Here is a 23,236-nt window from a genome sequence, read left to right on the forward strand (position 1 = left end):
GTCTATGGAAGGACTTTGATGTGTGGTCAGCCCATTGCGCGACTGGTCACGCGTCACCGTTGAGCAGCGCGGTCATGCGGCGGTGCTCGTCGGCCATCAGGGCCAGGATGAGGTGGCGCTGGGTGGCCGGCATCTCCGGGTTGTCCATCAGCTGGTCGAGCTGGAAGCCCAGGTCGGCCAGGCTCGGACGCAGCTCGGCGGACGGGAGGGCGACCGCTGGGACGGGCTCGGGCGCGACCTGGGGCGCGGGTTCAGCCGGCCGAGCGGGTTCAGCGGCCAGCTCCGCCTCGCGTGCGGTCAGCTCGGCCTCACGTGCGGCGAGTTCCGCCTTTTGCACCGCGAGCTCGGCCTCGCGAGCGGCGAGCTCACCCTCATGAGCCGCAGCGGCGGCATCGGCGTCACCAACGGGCTCATCGGAGACCGCAGGCTTACGGTCGACGGCCCGCATCTCCACTGTCGGAGCGGCCACAGCCGTGGCGGCCGGGACGCCACGGGCCCGGGCCAGCAACCCGTTGAGCGTGTCGGTCAGCTCGGCCACCTCACGCGGGCTCTTCACCTCGGGCAGGCTCTGATCAGGGTCGGCCGGGTCGAGGTCGCGGGCGGCCGTAAGCAGCCGCTGGAACGGCCTCATCACGAGACCGGTCGCGAACCAGACCCCGGCCGCACTCAGCACGGCGGCGAGCAGCACCAGCAGATCCACGATCAGCACGTTATCGGTGTGCTGCTCCTTCAGGGCGTCCAGGCTCACCAGGATCTGCATCTGGGCGCCGGTCGGCAGGGTCTCGGCGTAGCTGCGCCAGTCGTCGTCGCCCGAGCTGACCGTCGAGTAGCCGTCTTTCGCCGGCATCGGGAAGCCGGCCGACGATCCGACCTGCTTGAGCATCTCGCCGTCCTGGATCAGCCGGATCGCGAACGAGCCGTCGGTCGGCAGCGAGCCGTTCTTCGTCGCCGCGGTGCGGACCTGCTCGGCGCGGGCGGCCAGCACCCGGTCGAGGTCGTCGCGGTCCCGGTGGTCGATGCGGAGCACGATGACCAGCCCGGCCAGCGCGACCACGAGCGCGACGAGGGCGGTGACGATCACCGTGAGCTGGGTGCGGAGCCTCATGCCGGGGCAGGTTCCTCTAAGGGGATTCGGATGCTGCGAAAGGAAAGGCTAAGGTAATACCTGCCCGCGTCGAGAGGCGCTGCGACGGAATCGGTTTTTCGCCGGTCTCCGCCACGCTCGGCACGGGTTGTTGACTCCAAGGGCGCCTCCTGAGAGGGAGGAGCCCTCGCGTGAGTACCGATCTTGTCAAAAGCCGTCTGACCTCTGCCAACGGGGTCGATTTCGCGGTTGCTGACATCTCGCTGGCCGAGGCCGGCCGGCACCAGCTGCGTCTCGCCGAGCACGAGATGCCGGGCCTGATGTCGCTGCGCGAAGAGTTCGGCACCAGCAAGCCGCTGACCGGCGCCCGCATCGCCGGCTCGCTGCACATGACCGTGCAGACCGCCGTCCTCATCGAGACCCTGGTCGCGCTGGGCGCGCAGGTCCGCTGGGTGTCCTGCAACATCTTCTCGACGCAGGACGAGGCGGCCGCCGCGGTCGTCGTCGGCTCCGGCACGGTCGACAAGCCGACCGGCGTCCCGGTCTTCGCCTGGAAGGGCGAGACGCTCGAGGAGTACTGGTGGGCGACCACCCAGCTGTTCGACTTCGGTGACGGCCTCGGCCCCAACATGATCCTCGACGACGGCGGCGACGCCACCCTGCTCGTGCACAAGGGTGTCGAGTTCGAGGCGGCCGGCGCGGTTCCGCAGGCCACCGAGGACGACAACCACGAATACCGGATCATCCTCGAGACGCTGCGCACCAGCCTGGCCGAAGACCCGCAGCGGTTCACCCGCATCGCGGCCGACGTCCGCGGTGTGACCGAGGAGACGACGACCGGTGTGGCCCGGCTCTACAAGCTGGCCAAGGAAGGCACGCTGCTCTTCCCGGCGATCAACGTCAACGACGCGGTCACCAAGAGCAAGTTCGACAACAAGTACGGCATCCGCCACTCGCTGGTCGACGGCCTCAACCGGGCCACCGACGTGATGCTGGGCGGCAAGCTGGCCGTGGTCTGCGGTTACGGCGACGTCGGCAAGGGCGCGGCCGAGACGCTGCGCGGCCAGGGTGCCCGTGTCGTGGTCACCGAGATCGACCCGATCTGCGCGCTGCAGGCGTCGATGGACGGCATGCAGGTGGCCACCCTCGAAGACGTCGTGGCCCAGGGTGACATCTTCATCACCACCACCGGTGGCACCGACATCATCACCGCCCAGCACCTGACGGCGATGAAGCACAACGCGATCGTCGGCAACGTCGGCCACTTCGACGACGAGATCGACATGGCCGGGCTGGCCAAGGTCCCGGGCATCGAGAAGGTTGAGATCAAGCCGCAGGTCCACGAGTGGCGCTTCCCCGACGGTCACTCGGTTATCGTGTTGTCCGAGGGTCGTCTGATGAACCTGGGGAACGCCACCGGCCACCCCAGCTTCGTGATGTCGAACTCGTTCACCAACCAGGTCATGGCTCAGATCGAACTCTGGACCAAGCCCGGCGAGTACGAGAAGCAGGTGTTCGTTCTCCCGAAACATCTGGATGAGAAGGTAGCCCGGTTGCACCTCGACGCTCTGGGCGTCCGCCTCACCACGCTCACCAAGAAGCAGGCGGAGTACCTCGGCGTCGACATCGAGGGCCCGTACAAGCCCGAGCACTACCGCTACTGACAACTGCTTTCCCCGCCCGGCCTCATCGGCGGGGCCGGGCGGGGAAAGATAGATAACGTGCACGTCGAGGAAACCCTGCTCTTCATTCTGGCCGCCGTCGCCGTGATCGTGGTGGTCCGGACGATCGCCGAGAAGACCGGGCTGCCGGCCGCGGCGCTGCTCACCATCGTGGGCATCACGTACGCCGTGCTCCCCGGCCCCAACGTCGAGCTCGAACCCGAGCTGATCATGACGTACGTCATCCCGCCCCTGCTCTACAGCGCGGCGCTGGACGCGTCACTGCTCGACATCCGGCGTCACATGCGTACGGTCGTCAGCCTCTCCGTGCTTCTGGTGCTGGCGACCGCGCTGCTCATCGGGTTCGGCATCAGCTGGTGGGTGGGCGGTGCGACGCTCGCGGCGGGCATCGCGCTCGGCGCCGCGGTGGCCCCGCCCGACCCGGTCGCCGCGCTCGCCGTGGGCCGCCGGGCCGGCCTGCCGCCCAAGCTGATCACCCTGATCCAGGGCGAGGGCCTGCTCAACGACGCGACCGCGCTGACCATCCTCACCGTGGCGATCGCGGCCAGCACCGGGGACGGGTTCTCGTTCCCGGCCGCGACGCTCGAGTTCTTCATCAAGGCGGCGGGCGGTGTGGTCGCCGGCATCGTGGTCGCCTTCGTCGTCCGCTATCTGCGCCGGCTGCGCCGCGACCCGCTGACCGCGAACGCGATCTCGCTGGCTGTGCCCCTGGCGGCGTACGTGCTGGCCGAGTCGGTGCACACCTCGGGCGTGCTGGCCGTCGTGATCGCCGGCCTGATCATCGGCCACGACTCGTCCCGGCACAGCGAGGCGGCCAGCCGGTTGCAGACCAGCGCGGTCTGGCGGCTGGTCGATTTCCTGCTCGAGGGCCTGGTCTTCCTGCTGATCGGCCAGCAGTTGCCGACCGTGGTCGAGGGCCTGAGCGAATACTCGGTGTCGACCGTGGTCATCGCGGTGGGGGTGACGGTCGGGGTGACGCTGCTGCTGCGCCCGCTCTGGCTGATCCTCACCCAGTTGCTGCCGCAGTCGCTGCACATGCGCCTCGGCGGCGAGCCGGTCGCGATGGCCGAGTCCGACGCGGTCGACCCGGTTCGCGTCGCCCGGATCCGCGAGAAGGCGCTCACCGGCAAAGAGGTGACCGCGCTGAGCTGGGCCGGCACCCGCGGCGTGATCAGCCTGGCGGCCATCTTCACGCTGCCCGAGTCGGTGCCCAACCGCGACCTGCTGCATTTCTGCGCCTTCGTGGTGGTGCTGGTGACGCTGCTCGGCCAGGGCCTGACCTTCGCCCCGCTGGTGCAGTGGCTGGGCCTGCGGGCCAACAAGGCCGACGAGGCCCGGGAGCGCAACGAGGCCCGGTCGGCGTCGGTGCAGGCCGCGCTCGACCGGCTCGACGAGATCCAGGAAGAGAAGCACGACCACGTCGAGGACGTCGCCATCGAGCACCAGCGCAAGCAGTTGGAGGTGCGGCTCGAGCGGTACCGCCGGCGGCTCGACATGCTCGAGAAGGCCGAGTCGGACCAGGTGCCGGTGTCGCCGCAGTACGAGGCGGCGCTGATGGTGCGGCGCAAGGTGATCGAGGCGCAGCGCGAGGAGCTGCTGCGCTGGCGCGACATGGGCAGCCTCAACGACGAGGGTCTGCGGATCCTCGAACGGGAACTGGACTTCGAGGAGCGGATGCTCCCCGACCGCGCCTCGAAGGCCTGACACAACTCTTACAAACGGCTCGCATTCCCCTGACCGGCGGCCGGGACGCTCAGCGGCATGAGACGAATTCTCGCTCCCCTGCTGCTGACCGGTGTCCTGCTCGCCGGCGGGGCGTGCGCCGCCCAGCCGGCCGTCGGACAGGCCGTCGACACCCTGCTGGTCTCGGCCGACCAGCAGATGAACGCCCAGGACAAAGCGGCCGACATCGCCGACGATCTCAAGGCCGAGGGCTCGAAGAAGTCCGTCGCGGAGCGGGTCGACAAGCGGCTGGCCGCGCTCAAGAAGTTCCAGGCGACGGTCGACCGGGCCGACCACCTGCAGCCGGCCCACAAGAAGGCCCTGACCGAGCTGATCGCGCAGCAGACCAAGGACCTGACCGCGCTGCGCGACAAGACCGGCAAGGACGTGGCCCGCAGCGTGGTCGTGGACTTCCGCGTCTTCATCCTGACCGGCCCCAAGGTGCGCCTGGCCACCGCGATCGACACCGAGCTGGCCGCGGCCGACAAGCTGGGCGCGGACGACGTCACGAAGTCGCTGAACGGCCAGGTCGACAAGCTGCTGGCCATCAAGCCCGGCCCCGACGCCGCCGCCATCAAGAAGCAGCTCGAGCCGATCCGTACGGCCGCAAAGGAAGCCCGCACCACTCTCAAGGCCAAAAAGTAGGCACACTGGCTACACACGCGTGTAGTAAGCTACACACGTGAGTAGCGATCTGACCGCCAGGGCGCGCATCCGTGATGCCGCCATCCAGCTCTTCGCGGAGCGTGGCGTCGACAGCGCTACGATCCGTGACATCGCGCAGCAGGCCGACGTGTCATCCGGCCTGCTGCGTCACCATTTCGGCTCCAAGGAGGGCCTGCGCGACGCCTGCGACGAGTGGGCGCTCAACGAGGTCACCAAAATCGGCGGCCAATTCACCGAGTTCAACACCCTCGACGGCCTCACTCCCCAGGTCCAGCTGCTCCAGCGCTATCTCATCCGCTCCATCATGGACGGCACGCCGACCGGCGCGGCCCTCTTCAGCCGCATGCTCACCTATGGCGAGGAGTGGCTCGAGTCCACCGAGCTCAAGGTCGACGACCCCCAGGCGTTCATCGCCGTGCTCGCCGTCATGAAGATGTCGATGTTCACCATGCGTGACCTCATGTCTCGGGCTCTCGGCACCGACGTCACCGAACCGGAGGGCTGGGGCCGCATGCTCCGGGCCTCGCTCCAGATCTTCTCCCAGCCCCTCATCACCCCTGAGCAGGCCCTGCACGCGCAGGCCGCTGTGGACCGGCTGACCGCCGGAGAGGACGCATCATGACCGAGGCCATCACTGCCGCGGGGCTCGTCAAACGGTTCGGCAAGGTCACCGCCCTCGACGGGCTCGACCTGCATGTCGAGACGGGCGAGGTGCACGGATTCCTCGGGCCCAACGGGGCCGGCAAGACCACCGCCATCCGCATCCTGCTCGGCCTGATGCGCTCGAGCGGTGGCGACGTACGACTGCTCGGCGGCGACCCGTGGAGCGACGCGACCGCGTTGCACCGCCGTCTCGCCTACGTGCCGGGCGACGTCACCCTCTGGCCCAACCTGACCGGTGGCGAGGTGATCGACCTGCTGGGCCGGCTGCGCGGCGGGTTCGACGCGCGGCGTAAGGCCGACCTGCTGGAGCGGTTCCAGCTCGACCCGCGTAAGAAGGGCCGCACCTATTCCAAGGGCAACCGGCAGAAGGTCGGCCTGGTCGCGGCGCTGTCCTCCGATGTGGAGCTGCTCATCCTCGACGAGCCGACCTCGGGACTCGACCCGCTCATGGAAGAGGTGTTCCGCGAGGTCATCGCAGAGGAGAAAAGGCGCGGCGACCGTACGGTCCTGTTGTCGAGCCACATCCTGAGCGAGGTCGAGGTGCTGTGCGACCGGCTCACGATCATCCGGGACGGCCGGACGATCGAGACCGGCACGCTGGCCGACATGCGCCACCTGACCCGCACCACGATCCAGGCCGAACTGGCCGGGCCACCGGACGGGCTGGCCACTCTGGCCGGCGTGCACGACTTCCAGCTCGACCACGACCGGGTGCGCTTCGACGTCGACACCGAGGCCCTCGAACCGGCCCTGCAGTCGCTGGTCAAGGTCGGCGTGCGGAGCCTGGTCAGCCAGCCGCCGTCGCTCGAGGAACTGTTCCTGCGGCAATATCAGAAGGACGAGCGATGACCGGCACCGGCCAGATCATCCGCCTGATCCTCCGGCGCGACCGCATCATCCTGCCGCTGTGGGCGGTGCTGCTCGGGCTCGTCCCGGCCGGCTACGTCGCCTCGTTCGAGAGCCTGTTCCCGACGGACGCCGAGCGCATCGACTACGCCACCGTCAGCGCGAGCAACGCCGGCTTCGTCACGCTCTATGGCCCGCTGCACGGCTCGTCGCTCGGCGAGCTGGTGGCTTGGCGGGCCGGGTTCCTGCCGGTCATCGCGGCGATCTGTGCCCTGCTGACCGTCGTGCGACACACCCGCGCCGACGAGGACGCGGGCCGCACCGAGCTGATCGGCGCGGCCGCGGTCGGTCGCTACGCCCAGCTCGCGGCGGCCGTCATCACCACCTGCGCGGGCGGAGTGCTGCTCGGTGTGGTGCAGACGGCGGCGATGGTCGGCCAGGGTCTGCCGGTCGAGGGGTCGCTGGCCTTCGGCGCCGAGATGATCCTGACCGTCTTCGTCTTCGCGGGCGTCGCCGCGATCACCGCGCAGCTCACCAGCGGGGCCCGCGGTGCGCGCTCGATCGCCTTGGCCGTGCTGGCGGTGGCCTTCGCGCTGCGGGTCGGCGGCGACACGTCGGCCATCGGTGACGGCTCGACCTCGTGGCTGAGCTGGCTCTCGCCGATCGGGTGGGTTCAACATCTTTTCCCGTACGGCGTGAACAGCTGGTGGCCTGCACTATTGGCACTGGCGTTCACGGCTGCGCTGGCCGGGCTCGCCGCGGTCCTGCTGGCCCGGCGCGATTTCGGGAGCGGTCTGGCCCCGGCCCGGCTCGGCCCGGCCTCGGCCCCACGGTCGCTCGGTTCGCCGTTCGGCCTGGCCTGGCGCCTCCACCGCGGGCTGCTGCTGAGCTGGACGGCCGGCTTCGTCCTGCTCGGACTGATCTTCGGTGGGGTCGGCGGCAGCGTGCTCGACATCGCGGCCGGCAACCAGGAACTGAGCGACATCTTCAACCGCCTCGGCGGCTCGGACGCGCTGGCCGACAGCTATTTCGCGGGCATCGCGGCCATCGTCGGGCTGATCGCCGCCTGCTACGCCGTGCAGGCCGCGCTGCGGCTACGCGACGAGGAGACGACCGGCCACGCCGAGATGATTCTGAGCACGGCCGCGTCCCGCTATGCGTGGGCCGGCTCCCACCTGTTCTTCGCCCTGCTGGGCCCGGCCGTGGTGCTCGCCGCCGAGGGCTTGGCCGTCGGCGTGACCTACCCCCAGGGCAACCTGGGCGAGATCCTCGGCGGCGTCCTGGTGCAGTTGCCCGCGGTGTGGGTGCTGGCCGGTCTCGCCGTGCTGGCTTTCGGCCTGGTGCCCAAGCTCTCCGGGCTGGCCTGGGCCGCCCCCGCGATCTGCCTGCTGATCCTGCTGGTCGGCTCGACGCTGCAGCTCAGCCAGTGGTTCCTCGACATCTCACCGTTCACCCACACCCCGAAACTGCCGGGCGGCGACCTGACCGCCCTACCGTTGGTAACCCTGACGCTCGTGGCGGCCGTCCTCACCGCGGTGGGCATCGCCGCCCTGCGGCGGCGCAACATTCCCGACTGACTATTAGGTTTCCGGCCCGATGACATAGCCGAACTGCGCCACGGACCCGGCCTGGTCGATCTCGTCCAGGTCGGCGTCGGCAAAGCTCACCATGGGCGGATCACCGGCCCGGTCACGCCATCCGGCCATACGCACCGACTTGTACTCGAGGTTGACCTCGCCGTGCTCGGTGTGGAACCCGCCGTCCCGTTCAAAGAGCAGAAGCAGCGGCTCGTACGGATCGGGCAGATCGATGTCCGGCCGAGCCCCGAGGGCGGCCCAGTGCAGGATGTACGGCACGATCCGAACGACGGTCCGACCGCCGGGCGACACCTTCGCGACAACGTCGTCCACAACGTCCTGATCGGCGCGAACGTCAGGGTCGACGCACGCCGCGATGTCAAAGAACGGAACGTGACTGTCACACCCGTAGGCCTCGGCCCACAACGCGGCCCGCCGGAAGTACTCCTTCAGCAGCGCGGCCTTCGACCAGGCCTTGTCCCCGTGGCGCTCCCAGTCGACCGCTTCGAGGCGCTCCGCCACGGCCCGCACAGCGGCGCTTCCGGACGCCACTCGTTGGGCGCTCGGTCGTGCGCGCCGGGATGGTCGCGGTGAAATCTGCCTTCCCCAACCTCGTCGAAGGTGTTGTCTGCCTAGTTCACGGTTAGGCGGATGGCTGAGGTGAAGCCGTAACCGTTGGTGCCTCCGCCGCTGGCGTACATGCGCAGGCTCCATGTGCCTCGGGGGAAGCCGCGGCTGATCGTGTAGGCGCCGCCCGCTGTGTTCGGGGTGCTCTGGATCGTGACCCACTCGCCGTCGGTCAGGCGCTGAAGGTAGGCGACCACGCCGGGTGTCGCCGGGCGGATGGTGCCCTTGAAGGTGACCGGCGTGTTTGCCGTGGTGGTTGTGGTGCTTGGCGTGACCGTGACCGCGTAGCGCACGGTGATGGTCGCGATGGCCGAGGTGGCCGGCCACATCCGTTCGGCGCCGGCCGGGAAGACCACGCGGTACTGCGTGTTCACCGTCGGGTTGACCGTGCGGGTCCAAGTGCCGGAGATGTCGGTCTTCACCGGGCCGACCCGGGACCATGTGGTGGCGCCGGCCGGTTTCTGCTCGAGGAACGCCTCGGCACCCAGGATCAGCCCGGTGCCCTGGCGCACGATCTGGCCGGTGAACGTCACCGGGTTCGCGTAGCCGGCGATCAGCGACAGCGGCTGGTACGGCAGCTCGGTCGGGACGATCGACATGACCTTCTCCGGACCGTCGCCGTTGGCGCTGGTCGCCCGCAGCCCGATCACGTACGCCTTGGTGACGTCGAGCCCGGTCAGCGTGGCCGAGCGGGCCGACGCGGGCAGGGTCTGCGAGGTGCCCGGCGAGACGCGGACGACGTAACCGGTCACCGGCGTGCCATCCGGCGGGTACGGGTCGTCCCAGTTCACCGTGGCCGTGCCGTTCCCACCGGTGACGAAGGCACCCACGGGCATCGCCGGTGGGGCCGGCGGTTCCACGGTCCACGCCACCGGAACCGTCAGCTTGTCGCCGTCCGGGTCGGTGACGGTGAAGACCATCGTGCCGGTGCCGGGCGCCGCCGGGGTGCCGCGCACCTTCGTCGTGACCCAGTTTCCGTTCGGGGCGGAGGTGGCGGTCAGCCCCTCGGGCACGCCGGAGGTGGCCACGGTCATCACGGCGGGGCTGTCGCTCAGGAAGTCACCGCCGTCCACGAAGGTCAGATCGAGGGAGTACTCCTTCCCCACGTTCAGCCTCTGCGCGCCGGGCGCGTCACCGAGCAACTCCGGTGGTCCCTTGACCAGCCAGGACACGCGCTTGGTGGTGCTGTTGCCGTCCGGGTCGGTGGCGACCAGGTCGACCGGGTAGAAGTCCTTGACCGTCGGCACACCGCTGATCACGCCGGCCGGGCTGATGGTGAGGCCGGCCGGCAGGTTGGTCGCCGTCCAGGTGATCGTCTGCCGCTGCGGATCGCGGGCGGTGATCCGCGCTTCGACGGCGCGGCCGACGTGCGCGTCGGCCGGCTCGAAGGGGTCGATGACCGGCGCGTTCGGCGGGGTCGGCACGCTGTCGGAGCCGTCGACGCCCGCCGCGAGCCACGCCGCCTGCACCGCGGCCCGCTCGGTGCTGCCGGTGCCGTAGAGGTCGGCCGCCGCCCGCAGCGTCGCCTCGCGGGCGCCGGCGTAGTTGGTGTTCGACACCATGTATGCGGTCAGCGCGCGGTACCAGATCGCGCCCGCCGCGTCGTTGCCGATGCCGGTGACCGGGGCCGCGCCGTTGCAGGGGGTGCTGCTCCCCCACTGGGTCGTGCCGCTGCCGACGGCGAGGTTGTAGAAGAACTTGTTGCCGACGCCCGACGCGTCGTGGACGTTGGCGTTCCTGGTGTCGGCAGTCCAGCAGGACACCGACCGGCCGTCGCGGCTGGGCTCGTCCATCGTGCGCAGATAGCCGGTCGGCATGACCTTCTCGGCGATCGTGTAGTCGGGCTCGTCGGCCGGATTGGCCGCCGCGAACTCGACCAGCGTGCCGAAGATGTCGCTGGTGGCCTCGTTGAGCGCGCCCGATTCACCGGTGTAGACCAGGCCCGCCGAGCGGGACGTCAGGCCGTGGGTCAGCTCGTGCGCGACGAGGTCGATCGTCGTGAAGGGCTTGTCGGGCGAGGCCGCGAAACCGTCACCCAGGCTGAGACAGCGGCAATACTCGCTCCAGTACGCGACCGGCTCGTTCACGCCGGAGTGGACGTACGCGACGACGCCCTTGCCGTCGCCCGCCACGCCCTCGCGCCCGAACGTGTCGGCGAAGTAGTCCCAGGTGCGGGCCATGCCGTAGTGGGCGTCGACCGCCGCGGACGCGCGGTCGGCGATCGTCCCGTCGCCCCACACGTCGTCGGCGTCGGTGAACGCCACCGAGTTCTGCTGCGTCGGGACCAGGTTGTTCCGTCCGTCCCGCGTGGTGTTGCCTCCGCGGGCGGCGTCGATCAGTTCAAACGAGCCTTCCCCCGTACGCGTCGTGCCGATCGCAACCTCACCAGTCTGCACGCCGTGCCCCCGCCCGGCGTCGGCCGCCTGCAGCAGGGAGTATTCGCGCCGCACGGCCCCGGTGGTCGCGTCGACGACGATCACGTCACGACGGTCGACGGTCACCTCCCAGGCCAGCGCCGGCTCGCCCGTGAAGGCGTCGACGACCAGCCGGGCGGTGGCCGGCTTCGTCCCGGCCTTGGCCAGCGCGACCTTCTTGCTGACGGACGGCGTGCGCGCGACGTCGATCGCGGTCCGCTGGGCGACGCTCACACCGGCCAGAGTGGACGCGCCCGCGGTGTGCACGACGAAGTCGCCGCCGAGCACGGCCAGGCCGTGCCAGGTGCGCTGGAACCGGACGTGGCGAGCGCCGTCCTTGTCCACCACGATGTCTTTGGCCTGGTATTTCTCGCCGGCCGAGGCGTACACCGCCGTGCGGTTGGCCTGGACGACGCGGCGCGCGGCCTCGACATAGGCGGGCTTGGCGGCCGGCGGCGTCGAGCGACCGGCCTCGACCGGCTTCGCGGCCGGAGCCGGTGTCGGCCGGGAGGCCGGCGCCTGCGGGGATCTCCGGGAGACGGACAGCGTGCCCGAAGGTTCGTCGGGAGAGGAGAAGGCCACGGCCGCCCCCGCGCCGATCAGCGCCGCCGCCGCAACGGTGGCAACCAATCCCCGGGCATGGCTTCGCCAGACCGTCATTTCCACATCCCCCGTCGATATTGATGACGGTGAAATCATAGGCGACGAAGTGGGGGCCGGACGCCCCCACTTCGACACCGGTCTAGCTCACCGTGAGCCGGATGGCCGAGGTGAAGCCGTATCCGTTGCTGCCGCCACCGCTGGCGTACATCCGCAGGCTCCACGTGCCCCGGGGGAAGCCCCGGCTGATCGAGTACGCACCACCGGCCGTCTGCGTGGTGCTCTGGATCGTGACCCACTCACCGTTGGTCAGGCGCTGCAGGTAGGCGACCACCCCGGGCGTCGCCGGGCGGATCGTGCCCTTGAACGTGACCGGCGTGTTCACCGTCGTCGACGTGGTGCTGGGCGTGACCGTGACCGCGTAGCGCACCGTGATCGTCGCGATCGCCGAGGTGGCCGCCCACATCTTGTCGCCGCCCGCGTAGACCACGCGATACTGCGTGTTCACGGTCGGGTTCACCGTGTGGTGCCACCAGCCGTCTCTGTTCGTCTTCACCGTGGTGACCCGGGTCCACGTGGTGGCCCCGGCCGGCTTCTGCTCGAGGGCGGCCTCGGTGCCCGCGACCGGGCCGAGACCATCGATCTGGCCGCTGAAGTCGACCGGGTTGGCGTAGCCGGCGATCAGCGTGGCCGGGCTCAGAGTCAGTTCGGTCGGCGTGACAAAGATGATCTCTTCCGGCCCCTCGCCGCCGTCGGCGCTGGTCGCTCGCACCCCGATCTGGTAGTACCGGGTGACGTCGAACCCGGTCAGCGTCACCGAGCGGGCCGACGCGGGCAGGGTCTGCGAGGTGCCCGGGTTGGCCCGCACGACCCAGCCGGAGACCTCGGTGCCGTTGCTGTCGGGGAAGGTGCCGTTCCACTTCACCGTCGCGGTGCCGTTCCCGCCGGTGACGGTGACGCCGATCGGCTGCGTGGGCGGGGGCGGCGCACCCACGGTCCAGGGCACGGGAACCGTCAGCCTGTCGCCGTCCGGGTCGACGGCCGTGTAGACCATCGTGCCGCTGCTCACGGTGGTCGGGGTGCCGCTCACGGTCACGGCGAAGATGGTGTTGGTCGAGCCGGTCCGCTGGATGGTCGAGGTCAGACCGGCGGGCAGGCCGGTGACCTCGACCGTCATGACCTCCGGCTCATCGTCGACGACGTCGACGCCGTCGGTGATGTCCTCGACCAGACTGACCGGCCGGTTCAGGTGCCAGGTCTGCGGCCCGGGCGGGTCGCCGATGAAGGCCGGCGCTCCCTTGACCACCAGATAGAGCTGCTTGGTGGCGCTGTTGCCGTCCGGGTCGGTGGCGACGACGTCGACCTTGTAGAGGTTCTTCGCCGTCGGCACGCCGGTGATCAAGCCGGACGCGCTGACCGTGAGGCCGGCCGGCAGGTTCGCCGACGACCAGGTGATCGTCTGCCCTTGCGGGTCATGGCCTTCGAGCTGCGCCTCGTAGGCGTCGCCGACGTGCGCGTAGGCCGGCCGGCTGGTGTCGATGACCGGGGCGTCCGGGTCGGCCGCGAGCGCGGCGTTCGGAAATCCCCCGACCGCACCGGCGCCGAGGAGAGAGACCGCCGCGGCGGTAGTGATCATTCTGCGGGCATGGCTACGCCAGACCGACATTCAGTTTTCCCCCGTCGATATAGATGACGGGCGAAATAATAGAGCAACTCAGCCGGTGGCGATGGCCCCGCTGCTCACGCCCCAGCGTTGCAGCAGTTCGGTGTAGACACCCGACTCGATCAGCCGGTCGAGGGCGGCCTGGACGGCGTCGCGCAGGGCCGGGTCGTCCTTGGCGAACGCCATGCCGAACAGCCCCGGCTCGTACTGCACGGTCGAGGCGAGCTGGTAGTACGCCTTCGTACGGGCGTCGGTGGCCAGATAGGCCGCGGGCGGGTAGTCGTTGAGCACCGCCGAGGCGCGACCGGTACGCAGCTCGACCAGGGCGTCTGCGTTGGTCGTGAAGGTCTCGATCGTCATCGGGTGGCCGGCGCAGCCCCGCTGGGAGCGCTGCAGCAGATCGGCCTGCACGGTGCCGCGTTCGGTGGCCACGACCAGCCCGCACAGGTCTTTGAAACCGGTGACGCCCTTGGGATTGCCGCGCTGCACGATGATCGCCGTGCCGGCCGAGAAGTAGTCGACGAAGTCGGCCTTCTTCCGTCGTTCGGCGGTGTCGTTCATCGAGGACAGCACGCCGTCGTAGGTGCCCGCGGCGATGTCGTCGAGCGAGGTGTGGAAGTTGCCCTGCACCAGTTCGGCCTTGACCCCCAGCACCGAGCCGAGCGCGCTGGCCAGGTCGGGCGAGAACCCGATGATGGTGCGGCCGTCGGCCGCGAAATCCTCCATCGGTGCGTAGCTGGCGTCGGTCACGAAGCGGATCGTCCCGCTCGCCTTGATCCGGTCCGGCAGGCTGTCGTGCAGTGCCTGATCGATCGCGATACCCCCGTCGGCGGCGGGCGCGGACCCGGAGTCGGACGGGGCCGCACATCCCGCCACGGCGACGAGCGTCAGGGCGGCGAGCAGGGCACGCTTCACGAGGCGGCTCCGGTGATCTCGTACATGGGAATCTCGAGCCACGGAACCGGGCGCGAGTACAGATAGCCCTGGGCCTCGTCGCAGCCGGCCCGCCGCAGCCAGTAGGCCACGTCGGCGGTCTCGACCCCCTCGGCGGTGACCCGGCTGCCCAGGCCGTGGGCGAGCGCGATGACCGCGCGGACGATGGCCTGGCTCTGCGGGGAGTCGAGCACGTCGGCGACGAACGTACGGTCGATCTTGACCTCGGCGATCGGCAGGCCGAGCAGCTGCGACATGCCGGTGAACCCGGTGCCGAAGTCGTCGACCGAGATGCCGATCCCGCGGGAGCTGAGGTCGACCACGGTCTGCGCGGCCCGGCGGGCGTCGGCCGCCAGCGCGGTCTCGGTCACCTCGAGCAGCAGCTGTCCGGGGCTGGTGCCGTACTCGGCGACCAGGCCGGCCACGAACTCGGCGAAACCGGGCTTCTCGAGGTTGCGGGCCGACACGTTGACCGAGACCGACCAGCACCGGCCGGTCGACGTCCAGTGCGCCTGGTCGGCCAAGGCCCGGCGCAGCACCCAGGCGGTCAGCGGCTCGATCAGGCCGGACTGCTCGGCCGCGGGCAGGAACTCGGACGGCGGGAGCAGGCCGCGCTGCGGGTGCTGCCAGCGCACCAGTGCCTCGACCGAGGCCACCTCGCCCGAGCGCAGGTCGACCTTGGGCTGGTAGTGCAGCACGAGCTCGTCGCGGGCCAGGGCGTGCCGCAGCTCGGCCTGCACGACCAGCCACTGGGTGGAGTGGGCCGCCATTTCCTCGCCGGCGTAGACGACGATGTCGGACGCGCCGCGCTTGCCGTGGTACATCGCGGCGTCGGCCCGGCGCAGCAGTTCCTCGACGTCGCGGCCGTGCTCCGGATAGAGCGCGACCCCGAAGCTGGCCTCGATGCTCAGCGGCACGCCGTCGAGCACGACCTCGTGGGCGAGGGCGGCGCTCAGCTCGTCGAGCAGCCTCCGCACTGTCCCGGCGTCGCTGCGCGGCAGGATCAGCGCGAACTCGTCGCCACCGAGCCGGGCCAGGGTGTCGGCCGGCCGCAGCCCGTCCCGCAGCCGACCGGCCACGACGCCGAGCAGCTCATCACCGGCGTGGTGACCGAGCGTGTCGTTGACTTCCTTGAACCGGTCGAGGTCGACCAGCACGATCGCGCCCGGCTCACCGGGTTGCGCGACGGCCTCGCGGGCCCGCTCGTGGAACGCGGCCCGGTTGGGCAGGCCGGTGAGCGCGTCGTGCAGCGCCTCGTGGGCCTGACGCTGGGCGTAGCGGCGCAGCGAGCGGGTGGTCGACCACGAGATCAGGGCGAGCACCAGATAGAGCACGCCGAGGCCACCGCCGAGACGCCAGTAGGTCTGTGTCATCTGCTGGTGCAGGCGGGCCGCGATCTGCGCGTACGGGAGATACAGCTCGAGCACCCCGACGGACTGCCCGGTGGCGCTGGCCATGATCGGCTGCAGCACCCGGATCACCTGGCCGCCGGGCAGTTCGGGGGCGGAGAGCAGGCTGGCCTCGGTCTGCCCGGCCGACGCCGAGACGAAGGCGGGGTCGGTGATCGAGACGCCACCGGCGGTCGTGCCGTCGTCCGAGAAGACCACCCGGCCGGCGAAATCACGGACCCGCAGGCGCAGCACGGAGTCGTTGTAGATGGCCAGGTCGGTGGAGTGCTGCAGGCGTTCCCGCTGCTCCGCGGTCAGGCCCTGACTGAGGTCGCCCCCGCCGAGGGCCGGCGCGACCGTCATCTCGGCGATCACCGCGGCCTGGGCGCGTCCCTGGTCCCGGCCCCAGCGTGCGGCGTCCTCGGTCGTGCCGTGCACCATGAGCGCGCCCAGGGCGCCGATCGGCACCAGGCTGGCCACGGCATAGGCGGCGAACAGACGCGCACTCGTCCGCGCACCCGACCTGTTCTTCCCGGCTCGCCACACGGCGCATTCATCGGTCGCGCGCGGGGGCGGTTAAAGGAAAACCGGCGCACCCTTTCGGTGCGTGGCGCGTTGACTCGGCGTGCGTTTCTCTCAGCATGTACGCCGCGCCGCCGTCGCCGGTGCCGCGGCCCTCGCGGTGTGCGCCGGCGGCCAGCCCGCCCTCGCCGTGGTCGGTGCGAGCGCCACCCGGCAGACCCCCTCGTTCAACGGCTCGGTCTACGCGATCGCGTATCGGGGCGACACCGTTTATGTGGGCGGCTCCTTCACCCGCATGACGATCGAGGGCCGCACAGTGACCCGCAACCGGCTGGCCGCCTTCTCGGGCCGCACCGGCGAGCTGCTCGACTGGGCGCCTTCGGCCGATGACACCGTACGGGCCCTGGCCGTGGTCCCCGGCTATGTGTACGCGGGCGGCGACTTCGACGAGGTCGACGGCGCGGACCGGGACAAGCTGGCCAAGATCGACGCGGGGTCGGGCGACGTCGAGGAGTTCGCGCACAGCGTCGACGGGGGCGTCCGCGCACTGGCCACCGGCAACGGACGGCTGTACGCGGGCGGGACGATCCAGGACGTCGACGGCGATGCCCGGAGCAACCTGGCCGCCTTCGCCCTGGCGAGCGGCGACCTCGACGACGACTGGACGCCGGCCACCGACGGAATGGTGAACGCTCTCGCCGTACGGGGAAATCGGGTTTATCTGGGTGGCTCTTTCCACCGGGCCGACGGCGAGACCTCGGCCCGGCGGCTGACCGCGGTGAACGGCAGCGACGGGGAGCTCGACCGGGGCTTCCGGGCGTCGGCCCCGGCTCTCGTGCACGCGCTGGCCACCGACTCGTCGGGCGTCTACGCGGCGATCGGCGGCGCGGGCGGACGGGCCATGGCGTTCTCGGCGAGCGGCCGGACGCGGTGGACGCGGGTGTTCGACGGCGACGCCCAGGCCATCGCCGTTCTCGACGGCGTCACCTACGTCGGCGGGCACTTCGACCGGGCCTGCGCCGACGGCGACGAGGCGGACAACGGCGAATGCGACGACGAGTCGGTGTCGCGGGTCAAGCTGGCCGCGGTCAACCGGAACGGCTCGCTCAGCTCGTGGGCGCCGCAGGCCAACGGGGTGGCCGGGGTCCGCGCGCTGGCGGTCGACCCGGATCGGGGGACGGTGGCCGCGGGTGGCGACTTCACCACGATCGGCGGCCGGGCCCAGAGGCGCTTCGCGTCGTTCGGGTGATCCGGTGCTACGACGTTCCGCCCTCTGCGCACTGATGCTGCTCGCCGTCGGTACTGCCACCTCGGCCGCGGCCGCTCCCACGGATACCGTCCGCTACACCTTCGACGGGTCGTTCGTGCTGGCCGACGTCACCGGGAACGGTCACGACCTGAGCCCGGTGAGCCGCAACGGGGGCGCCTTCGGCACGGTCCCGCACAACGGCGGCAAGGCCCTGGTCTTCCCGACGCCGTGCCACAACGAGCCGTGCCCGCGCATCGCGTTGCGGGCGCCCACCACCGCCGAACTCAACCCGGGACGACGACCGATCCGGTACGGGGCGTCGGTGCGGCTGGCCGCCGACCAGACGACCAAGGGCGAGAACATCATGCAGAAGGGCTACTCGATCCGGGGCAGCCAGTACAAGCTGCAGGTGGACGGGCTCGCCGGGCGGCCCAGCTGCGTCTTCGTCGACGACCGGCGGCTGGCCATCCACGCCGCGATCAGCAACGTCGGGGTCGCCGACGACCGCTGGCACGTGCTCGAGTGCCGCCGCACCGGATCCCGCCTGAGCATCCTGGTCGACGGGCTGATCCGCGGCCGGGCCACGCTGCCGGCCGGCCTGTCGGTCAGCAATCACATCCCGTTCAGCATCGGCGGGAAGGGCTCGTTCACCGACAACGACCAGTTCCAGGGGATGCTCGACGACGTCTGGGTCGAGATCAGCTAGGCGGTAGTGCGTAGGGGCGGCTGACCACCTCGACGTTGCTGAACCAGGTCGTGATGTGGACCCGGACCTCGGGCGTCCCGACCACCCGGGGGACAGCGGCCAGGTGCATGTTGCGCGACGAGAAGGCCACCGTGCCGGTCAGGTCGACCTCGACCCCCTCGGGCACGATCACCTTGAGCTCGCCGAACGCGCAGCTGCCGCGGATCTCGATCACGTCTTGATCGGTGAGCACCTCGCGCAGGTCGAGCTCGGTCGAGCCGAACATGGTGAACACCTTGAGCTGGGGCAGGCGCAACCGCCACCGGCCGCGGCGCTTGTTCTCGCTGAAGACCGTGACGACCCGCTCGACCGTGCTGGCCGAGCCGACGACCGGTGCCGCACCGAGGTCGGCCGTGACCCGGGCCAGCTCGTCGGCGTCCTCGGCGGCCCAGACCTGGCCGACCCGTACGCTGAACTGCTCGAGGGTCAGCCGGCCGTCGCCGCACGCCTTCTGCAGCAGCTCGGCCACCCTTTCCCGCTCGGGCTCGGAGGGCGGCACCCGCATCGGTGTGGTCACGGCATGACCCTAGCGCTTGCGGGCGACCAGGCCGTAGACCGCGACCTCGGCCGGAGTGGGCCGGGGCTGCGGCTCGTCGGCGGCCCGCCAGTCGCTGACCGGGACGATGCCGGGCTCGAGCACCTCGAGGCCGTCGACCAGCCGGGCGACCTCGTCGGCGGTACGGATGAACGCGTCGAGCTTGCCGCTGGCCTTCATGGCGTCGAACTGGGCCCTGGTCGCCTCGTCGGCGAAGTCACCGGTGCCGTTGCTGATCACGATGTGACTGCCCGGCGGCAGCGCCTCGGCCAGCGTGCGGACGATGCCCGCGGCCTCCTCGGTGTCTTCGATGAAGTGCAGCACGGCGATGAGCATGACCGCGATCGGCCGGCTGAAGTCGAGCACCTCGCGCACCGTCGGGTCGGCCAGGATCTTGGCGGGCTCGCGCAGGTCGGCCTCGAGATAGGCGGTGCGGCCCTCGGGGGTGCTGGTGAGCAGGGCACGGGCGTGCGTCAGCACCATCGGGTCGTTGTCGACGTAGACGATGCGGGCCTCGGGGGCGATGCCCTGGGCCACCTGGTGCGTGTTGTTCGCCGTCGGCAGGCCGGTGCCGATGTCGAGGAACTGGCGGATGCCGGCCTCCGCCGCGAGGAAGGTGACCGCGCGACGGAGGAAGCCCCGGTTTTCCACGACGGTGGTACGGATCGTGGGGTGGGCGGCGGCGATCATGTCGCCCGACTCGCGGTCGACGGCGAAGTTGTCCTTGCCGCCGAGCCAGTAGTTGTATCGCCGCGCCGAGTGCACCCTCGTCTCATCGACCATCGTCGGAGTGTAATCCACAGTGGATCTTCAGCGCTGCCCCTGCGATGACACTTGTCGAAACTCGATGCCGAGCAGACTGGCCGCGGCCCGGTAGTCGGCGGCCCGGTGCCCGAGCGAGAGCGACCAGTGGTGACCGACCCCCGAGGCACTCCAGTCGTCGACCCACTCGCCCGGGTCCCGGCCGAAGTCGACCCGGCTCGTCGTGTTGCCGATCGCCAGCAGCGGCCCATCGACCACGGTGCCCTCGGCCGCGATGAACGACAGCGAGCCGTCCCGGTCCTGACCCAGGCCGAGCAGGGTGACCGGGCCCGGGCGTACGTCGAACTCGACCGAGACGCCCCAGCCCCGCTTGCCGTGATAGACGCCGAGACCGCGCAGCAGCGGCTGTTTCGCGCTGACGGCCAGGTGGGCCGGTCCGTCGTGGCCCATCTCGACCACGTTGTCCTCGAAGTTGAGCGCCTGGATCTCGCAGAACGACCCGCCCGCGCCCGCGACCTGGGTGGCGAGCTGGGCCACGGTCGTCCGTAGCTCGTACTCGCCGGTGGCCGGAATGCCCCGCGCGGTCAGCAACGACGCGCCCAGGATCATCCCCGCGCCGAGCCGTTCGTGCTGCTCACCGGCCAGCCCGCGGTGGTAGTAGGCCAGGCTGTCCAGGTCGAAGTCGTCGGCCAGCCGGTCGAGGCCGACCGAGACCCGGGCGCCCCACGCGAAGTCGTCTTCGTTGACCGACTCGTCCAGCACGAAGATCTTGCGGGCGAGCTCCATCCGCTCGGCCACCTCGTCGTCGGTGACGGCCAGGGTGCGCTCGCGCAGATCGTCGAACTCGAGCACCTCGACATGTGACCCGAACGTAGTGGGCAACAGGGTGAGGTCGGTGGAGACGTCCAGCATCCCCGGGTAGAGGTGGCCCATCAGGCCGTGCCGGGCGTTGCGCAGGGCCGCCCGTACGCGGGCAGCGGTGATCCACTGCGAGATGCGCGCCCACGCCGACTCCTGCCGCAGCCAGCCGGTGACCGAGCGGAACGGGATGCCGGCCCGGCGGAACAGGTTGCCGACCTCGGGCACCGGGCACTGCCCGCAATAGGCCAGCCACGAACCGGTGTCGAACGCGGCGTGATCCATCTTCTCGGTCGGTTGCAGGTCGATGACCAGCACCGGACTGCCGGCCCGCTGGGCGATCGGCAGCACCATCGACGAGGTGAGATAGGTGGTCAGGAACAGCACGATCAGGTCGCAGTCGGCCTGGCGCAGTTTCTCGGCGGCGGCCACGCCCTCCTGCGCGTCCGAGATGAACCCGACGTCGGTGACCTCGGCGTCCATCTCCTGGAAACGCTCGGAGACGTAGCGGGCGGACTCCTGCAGCTGGGGCAGCAGGTGCGGGAACTGGGGCCAGTAGGTGCCGAGACCGCCGGCGACCAGGCCGATGCGGATCTTGCGGCGGGGTTTCGGGGTGAGGATCATGCTGCCGCCTCTTCTTCGACTAGGACGATGTGCAGATTGCGGGGGCCGTGCACCCCCTCGACGCGGTTGAGCTCGATGTCGCTGGTCGCGGAGGGGCCGCTGATCCAGGTGAGCGGGCGGCCCGGGGACAGCCGGGCGACGGCCTCGGGCACCGTGGCGACCACCTGATCGGGGTGCAGCACGCAGATGTGCAGGTCGGGCAGCAGCGAGAGGATGCGGCGACCCTGGTCGGGGGACGCGTCGAGCACGATCGTGCCGGTCTCGGCGATCGCGACCGCGGCGGCCGTCACCACTCCGTCGGCGGCGGCGATATCGGCCGCGGACAGATCGTCGTCCCGTACCGACCCGGACGGCACCCACTCGGCCGGCAGACCCGGGGGCGCCACGACCGTTCCGCTGCCGACGATGCCGCGGATCGTGCCCGGAATATCGGACGTGCGATGGACGACGGCCTTGTAGTCGACCAGCCGCTCGACCAGCAGATCGAGGTCGACCGGGGCCGGGCCGCGCCGGTAGTCACGCGGCACGTCGACGGCCGCCGGTTCTCCGCCGAGAGCCTCCCGGATCCGGCGCAGGATCAGGTTCTTGCTGCTCATCGGCCCCGCCACCAGTCCCGGAACGTCTCCGGCGGCGGTTCCGGCAGATCACGACTGGCGGCCCAGCCGTGCAGCGGCGGCGGCAGCCCCCTCCCCCGCTTCCCAAGCAACTTCGACAGGCGGGCAGCCTTCTGAGCCCGCGCATAGAGACGCGGACGGTCCATCGTGTACGCCGCGGCGGCCATGACAGCTTTTTCCGTACGCGGGTGGGGTGCCTGATTTCGCAGATGCACGAGGATGGACGGGATGTCGATCATCACCGGGCACGCGTCGAAGCAGGCGCCGCACAGCGACGATGCGTACGGGAGGGAAGGGTTGTCCTTGATCCCGGTGAGCTGCGGCGAGAGCACCGCCCCGATCGGGCCGGGATAGACCGAGCCGTAGGCGTGGCCGCCCGTGCGCTCATAGACCGGGCACACGTTGAGGCAGGCCGAGCAGCGGATGCAGTGCAGCGCCGACCGTCCCACCTCGTCGGCGAGCACGGCCGTGCGACCGTTGTCGAGCAGCACGAGATGGAAGTTCTGCGGCCCGTCACCCGGGGTCACGCCGGTCCACATCGAGGTGTACGGGTTCATCCGCTCGCCGGTCGACGCCCGCGGCAGCAGTTGCAGGAACACCTCGAGATCCGTCCACGCGGGGACGAGCTTCTCGATGCCCATCACGGTGATCAGCGTGTCGGGCAGGGTCAGGCACATCCGGCCGTTCCCCTCCGACTCGACCACGGCCAGCGTTCCCGTCTCGGCGATCGCGAAGTTCGCGCCCGACACCGCCACCTTGGTCGACAGGAACGTCTCACGCAGATAGCGCCGGGCGGCCGCGGCCAGCTCGGTAGGTTCATCGGTCAGCTCGGGGTCGACGCCCGGCATCTCACGCAGGAAGATCTCCCGGATCTCCGACCGGTTGCGGTGAATGGCCGGCACCAGAATGTGCGACGGCTTGTCCTTCCCGAGCTGCACGATGAGCTCGGCCAGATCAGTCTCCACCGGCGTGATGCCGGCCGCTTCGAGCGCCTCGTTGAGCCCGATCTCCTGCGTGGCCATCGACTTGACCTTGATGACCCGCGTCTCGCCGGTCTGGTGGACAAGGTCGGTGACGATCCGGTTGGCCTCGTTGGCGTCGGCCGCCCAATGCACGACCCCGCCCGCCGCGGTCACCTTCTCTTCCAGTTGCTCGAGCAGGCGAGGCAAATTCCCCATCGTGTACGCCTTGAGGGCCGAACCCGCCGCCCGCAACTCCTGCCAGTCCGGCAGTTCGGCAATCACCCGGCCCGATTTGCCGCGGATCGTCGTCGTGGCGTGCTGCAGATTGCGCCGCAGTTGCGGGTTGGCGAGCGCCACTTTGGCCGCTTCGGGGAACGGCTGATCGCCGCGCAGATGCCCCACTCCGCGTGGTGAGTGAGTACTCACAACCTCGCCCTCCACCCGACTCGTTTCGGTAAGTGAGTACTCACATCTCGGCCGCCGGGCTCTGTTGAGTGAGT

The 23,236-nt window shown here is 70.2% G+C and carries 19 protein-coding genes; 8 read left to right on the forward strand and 11 right to left on the reverse strand.

Features of this window, described 5'->3' with window-relative positions; translation table 11 throughout:
• Positions 1-46: 46 nt before the first annotated feature.
• On the reverse strand, positions 47-1,105 hold the full coding sequence (locus tag KOI35_RS28420; RefSeq protein ID WP_215791705.1) for a hypothetical protein: 1,059 nt from the start codon (positions 1,103-1,105) through the stop codon (positions 47-49).
• A 170-nt stretch (positions 1,106-1,275) separates the two neighbouring features.
• Here KOI35_RS28420 and ahcY point away from each other — a divergent pair, with 170 nt between their 5' ends.
• The 6 genes from ahcY to KOI35_RS28450 are packed head-to-tail and all read left to right on the forward strand — an operon-like array spanning position 1,276 to position 8,240.
• Positions 1,276-2,748 (forward strand): adenosylhomocysteinase, encoded by a 1,473-nt coding sequence (gene ahcY / locus KOI35_RS28425; protein WP_215791706.1) that lies wholly within the window; start codon positions 1,276-1,278, stop codon positions 2,746-2,748.
• A 57-nt stretch (positions 2,749-2,805) separates the two neighbouring features.
• Positions 2,806-4,470, forward strand: a complete 1,665-nt coding sequence (locus tag KOI35_RS28430) for a Na+/H+ antiporter (RefSeq protein WP_215791707.1) — start codon at positions 2,806-2,808, stop codon at positions 4,468-4,470.
• 57 nt (positions 4,471-4,527) lie between these two features.
• Positions 4,528-5,133 (forward strand): hypothetical protein, encoded by a 606-nt coding sequence (locus KOI35_RS28435; RefSeq protein WP_215791708.1) that lies wholly within the window; start codon positions 4,528-4,530, stop codon positions 5,131-5,133.
• 37 nt (positions 5,134-5,170) lie between these two features.
• A complete protein-coding gene (locus KOI35_RS28440; protein WP_215791709.1) occupies positions 5,171-5,776 on the forward strand; it encodes a TetR/AcrR family transcriptional regulator in 606 nt (201 codons plus the stop codon).
• Positions 5,773-6,666 carry an ABC transporter ATP-binding protein gene (locus KOI35_RS28445; RefSeq protein WP_215791710.1) on the forward strand — a complete coding sequence of 298 codons (894 nt, stop codon included), beginning with the start codon at positions 5,773-5,775 and terminating at the stop codon, positions 6,664-6,666. Before KOI35_RS28440 ends, KOI35_RS28445 begins: the two co-directional genes overlap by 4 nt.
• Positions 6,663-8,240 carry an ABC transporter permease gene (locus tag KOI35_RS28450; protein ID WP_215791711.1) on the forward strand — a complete coding sequence of 526 codons (1,578 nt, stop codon included), beginning with the start codon at positions 6,663-6,665 and terminating at the stop codon, positions 8,238-8,240. The genes KOI35_RS28445 and KOI35_RS28450 overlap by 4 nt, the downstream gene beginning before the upstream one ends.
• A gap of 3 nt (positions 8,241-8,243) precedes the next feature.
• Here KOI35_RS28450 and KOI35_RS28455 read toward each other — a convergent pair whose 3' ends face one another.
• From KOI35_RS28455 to KOI35_RS28475, 5 genes are all read right to left on the reverse strand, one after another.
• On the reverse strand, positions 8,244-8,762 hold the full coding sequence (locus tag KOI35_RS28455) for a hypothetical protein (protein ID WP_215791712.1): 519 nt from the start codon (positions 8,760-8,762) through the stop codon (positions 8,244-8,246).
• A 110-nt stretch (positions 8,763-8,872) separates the two neighbouring features.
• Positions 8,873-11,941, reverse strand: coding sequence for a M4 family metallopeptidase (locus tag KOI35_RS28460; RefSeq protein WP_215791713.1), 3,069 nt, complete (start codon positions 11,939-11,941; stop codon positions 8,873-8,875).
• An 82-nt stretch (positions 11,942-12,023) separates the two neighbouring features.
• On the reverse strand, positions 12,024-13,517 hold the full coding sequence (locus KOI35_RS28465; RefSeq protein WP_215791714.1) for a fibronectin type III domain-containing protein: 1,494 nt from the start codon (positions 13,515-13,517) through the stop codon (positions 12,024-12,026).
• A gap of 78 nt (positions 13,518-13,595) precedes the next feature.
• Positions 13,596-14,459, reverse strand: coding sequence for an ABC transporter substrate-binding protein (locus tag KOI35_RS28470; protein ID WP_215791715.1), 864 nt, complete (start codon positions 14,457-14,459; stop codon positions 13,596-13,598).
• Entirely contained in the window at positions 14,456-16,411 is a 1,956-nt protein-coding gene (locus KOI35_RS28475) for a putative bifunctional diguanylate cyclase/phosphodiesterase (protein WP_308121187.1), read from the reverse strand. Before KOI35_RS28475 ends, KOI35_RS28470 begins: the two co-directional genes overlap by 4 nt.
• A gap of 79 nt (positions 16,412-16,490) precedes the next feature.
• Between KOI35_RS28475 and KOI35_RS28480 the strand changes: the two genes are divergently transcribed.
• Both KOI35_RS28480 and KOI35_RS28485 read left to right on the forward strand, forming a co-directional pair.
• On the forward strand, positions 16,491-17,636 hold the full coding sequence (locus KOI35_RS28480) for a hypothetical protein (protein WP_215791716.1): 1,146 nt from the start codon (positions 16,491-16,493) through the stop codon (positions 17,634-17,636).
• Between the two features lie 4 nt (positions 17,637-17,640).
• Positions 17,641-18,342: a LamG-like jellyroll fold domain-containing protein gene (locus KOI35_RS28485; protein WP_308121188.1), complete on the forward strand. Its 702-nt coding sequence runs from the start codon at positions 17,641-17,643 to the stop codon at positions 18,340-18,342.
• On the opposite strand, the gene KOI35_RS28490 is transcribed toward KOI35_RS28485, so the two are convergent.
• The 5 genes from KOI35_RS28490 to KOI35_RS28510 are packed head-to-tail and all read right to left on the reverse strand — an operon-like array spanning position 18,335 to position 23,162.
• Entirely contained in the window at positions 18,335-18,898 is a 564-nt protein-coding gene (locus tag KOI35_RS28490; protein ID WP_308121189.1) for a DUF1707 SHOCT-like domain-containing protein, read from the reverse strand. The genes KOI35_RS28485 and KOI35_RS28490 overlap by 8 nt on opposite strands.
• A gap of 9 nt (positions 18,899-18,907) precedes the next feature.
• Positions 18,908-19,699, reverse strand: coding sequence for an SAM-dependent methyltransferase (locus tag KOI35_RS28495; protein ID WP_215791717.1), 792 nt, complete (start codon positions 19,697-19,699; stop codon positions 18,908-18,910).
• Between the two features lie 27 nt (positions 19,700-19,726).
• Complete coding sequence (locus KOI35_RS28500) at positions 19,727-21,160, reverse strand: L-fucose/L-arabinose isomerase family protein (protein ID WP_215791718.1); 1,434 nt, start codon at positions 21,158-21,160, stop codon at positions 19,727-19,729.
• Positions 21,157-21,756, reverse strand: a complete 600-nt coding sequence (locus KOI35_RS28505) for a LutC/YkgG family protein (RefSeq protein WP_215791719.1) — start codon at positions 21,754-21,756, stop codon at positions 21,157-21,159. Before KOI35_RS28505 ends, KOI35_RS28500 begins: the two co-directional genes overlap by 4 nt.
• A complete protein-coding gene (locus KOI35_RS28510) occupies positions 21,753-23,162 on the reverse strand; it encodes a lactate utilization protein B (protein ID WP_215791720.1) in 1,410 nt (469 codons plus the stop codon). The genes KOI35_RS28505 and KOI35_RS28510 overlap by 4 nt, the downstream gene beginning before the upstream one ends.
• Between the last annotated feature and the right edge of the window lie 74 nt (positions 23,163-23,236).

This window comes from Paractinoplanes bogorensis (assembly GCF_018829635.1).
GTDB classification, from domain to species: Bacteria; Actinomycetota; Actinomycetes; order Mycobacteriales; family Micromonosporaceae; genus Actinoplanes; species Actinoplanes bogorensis.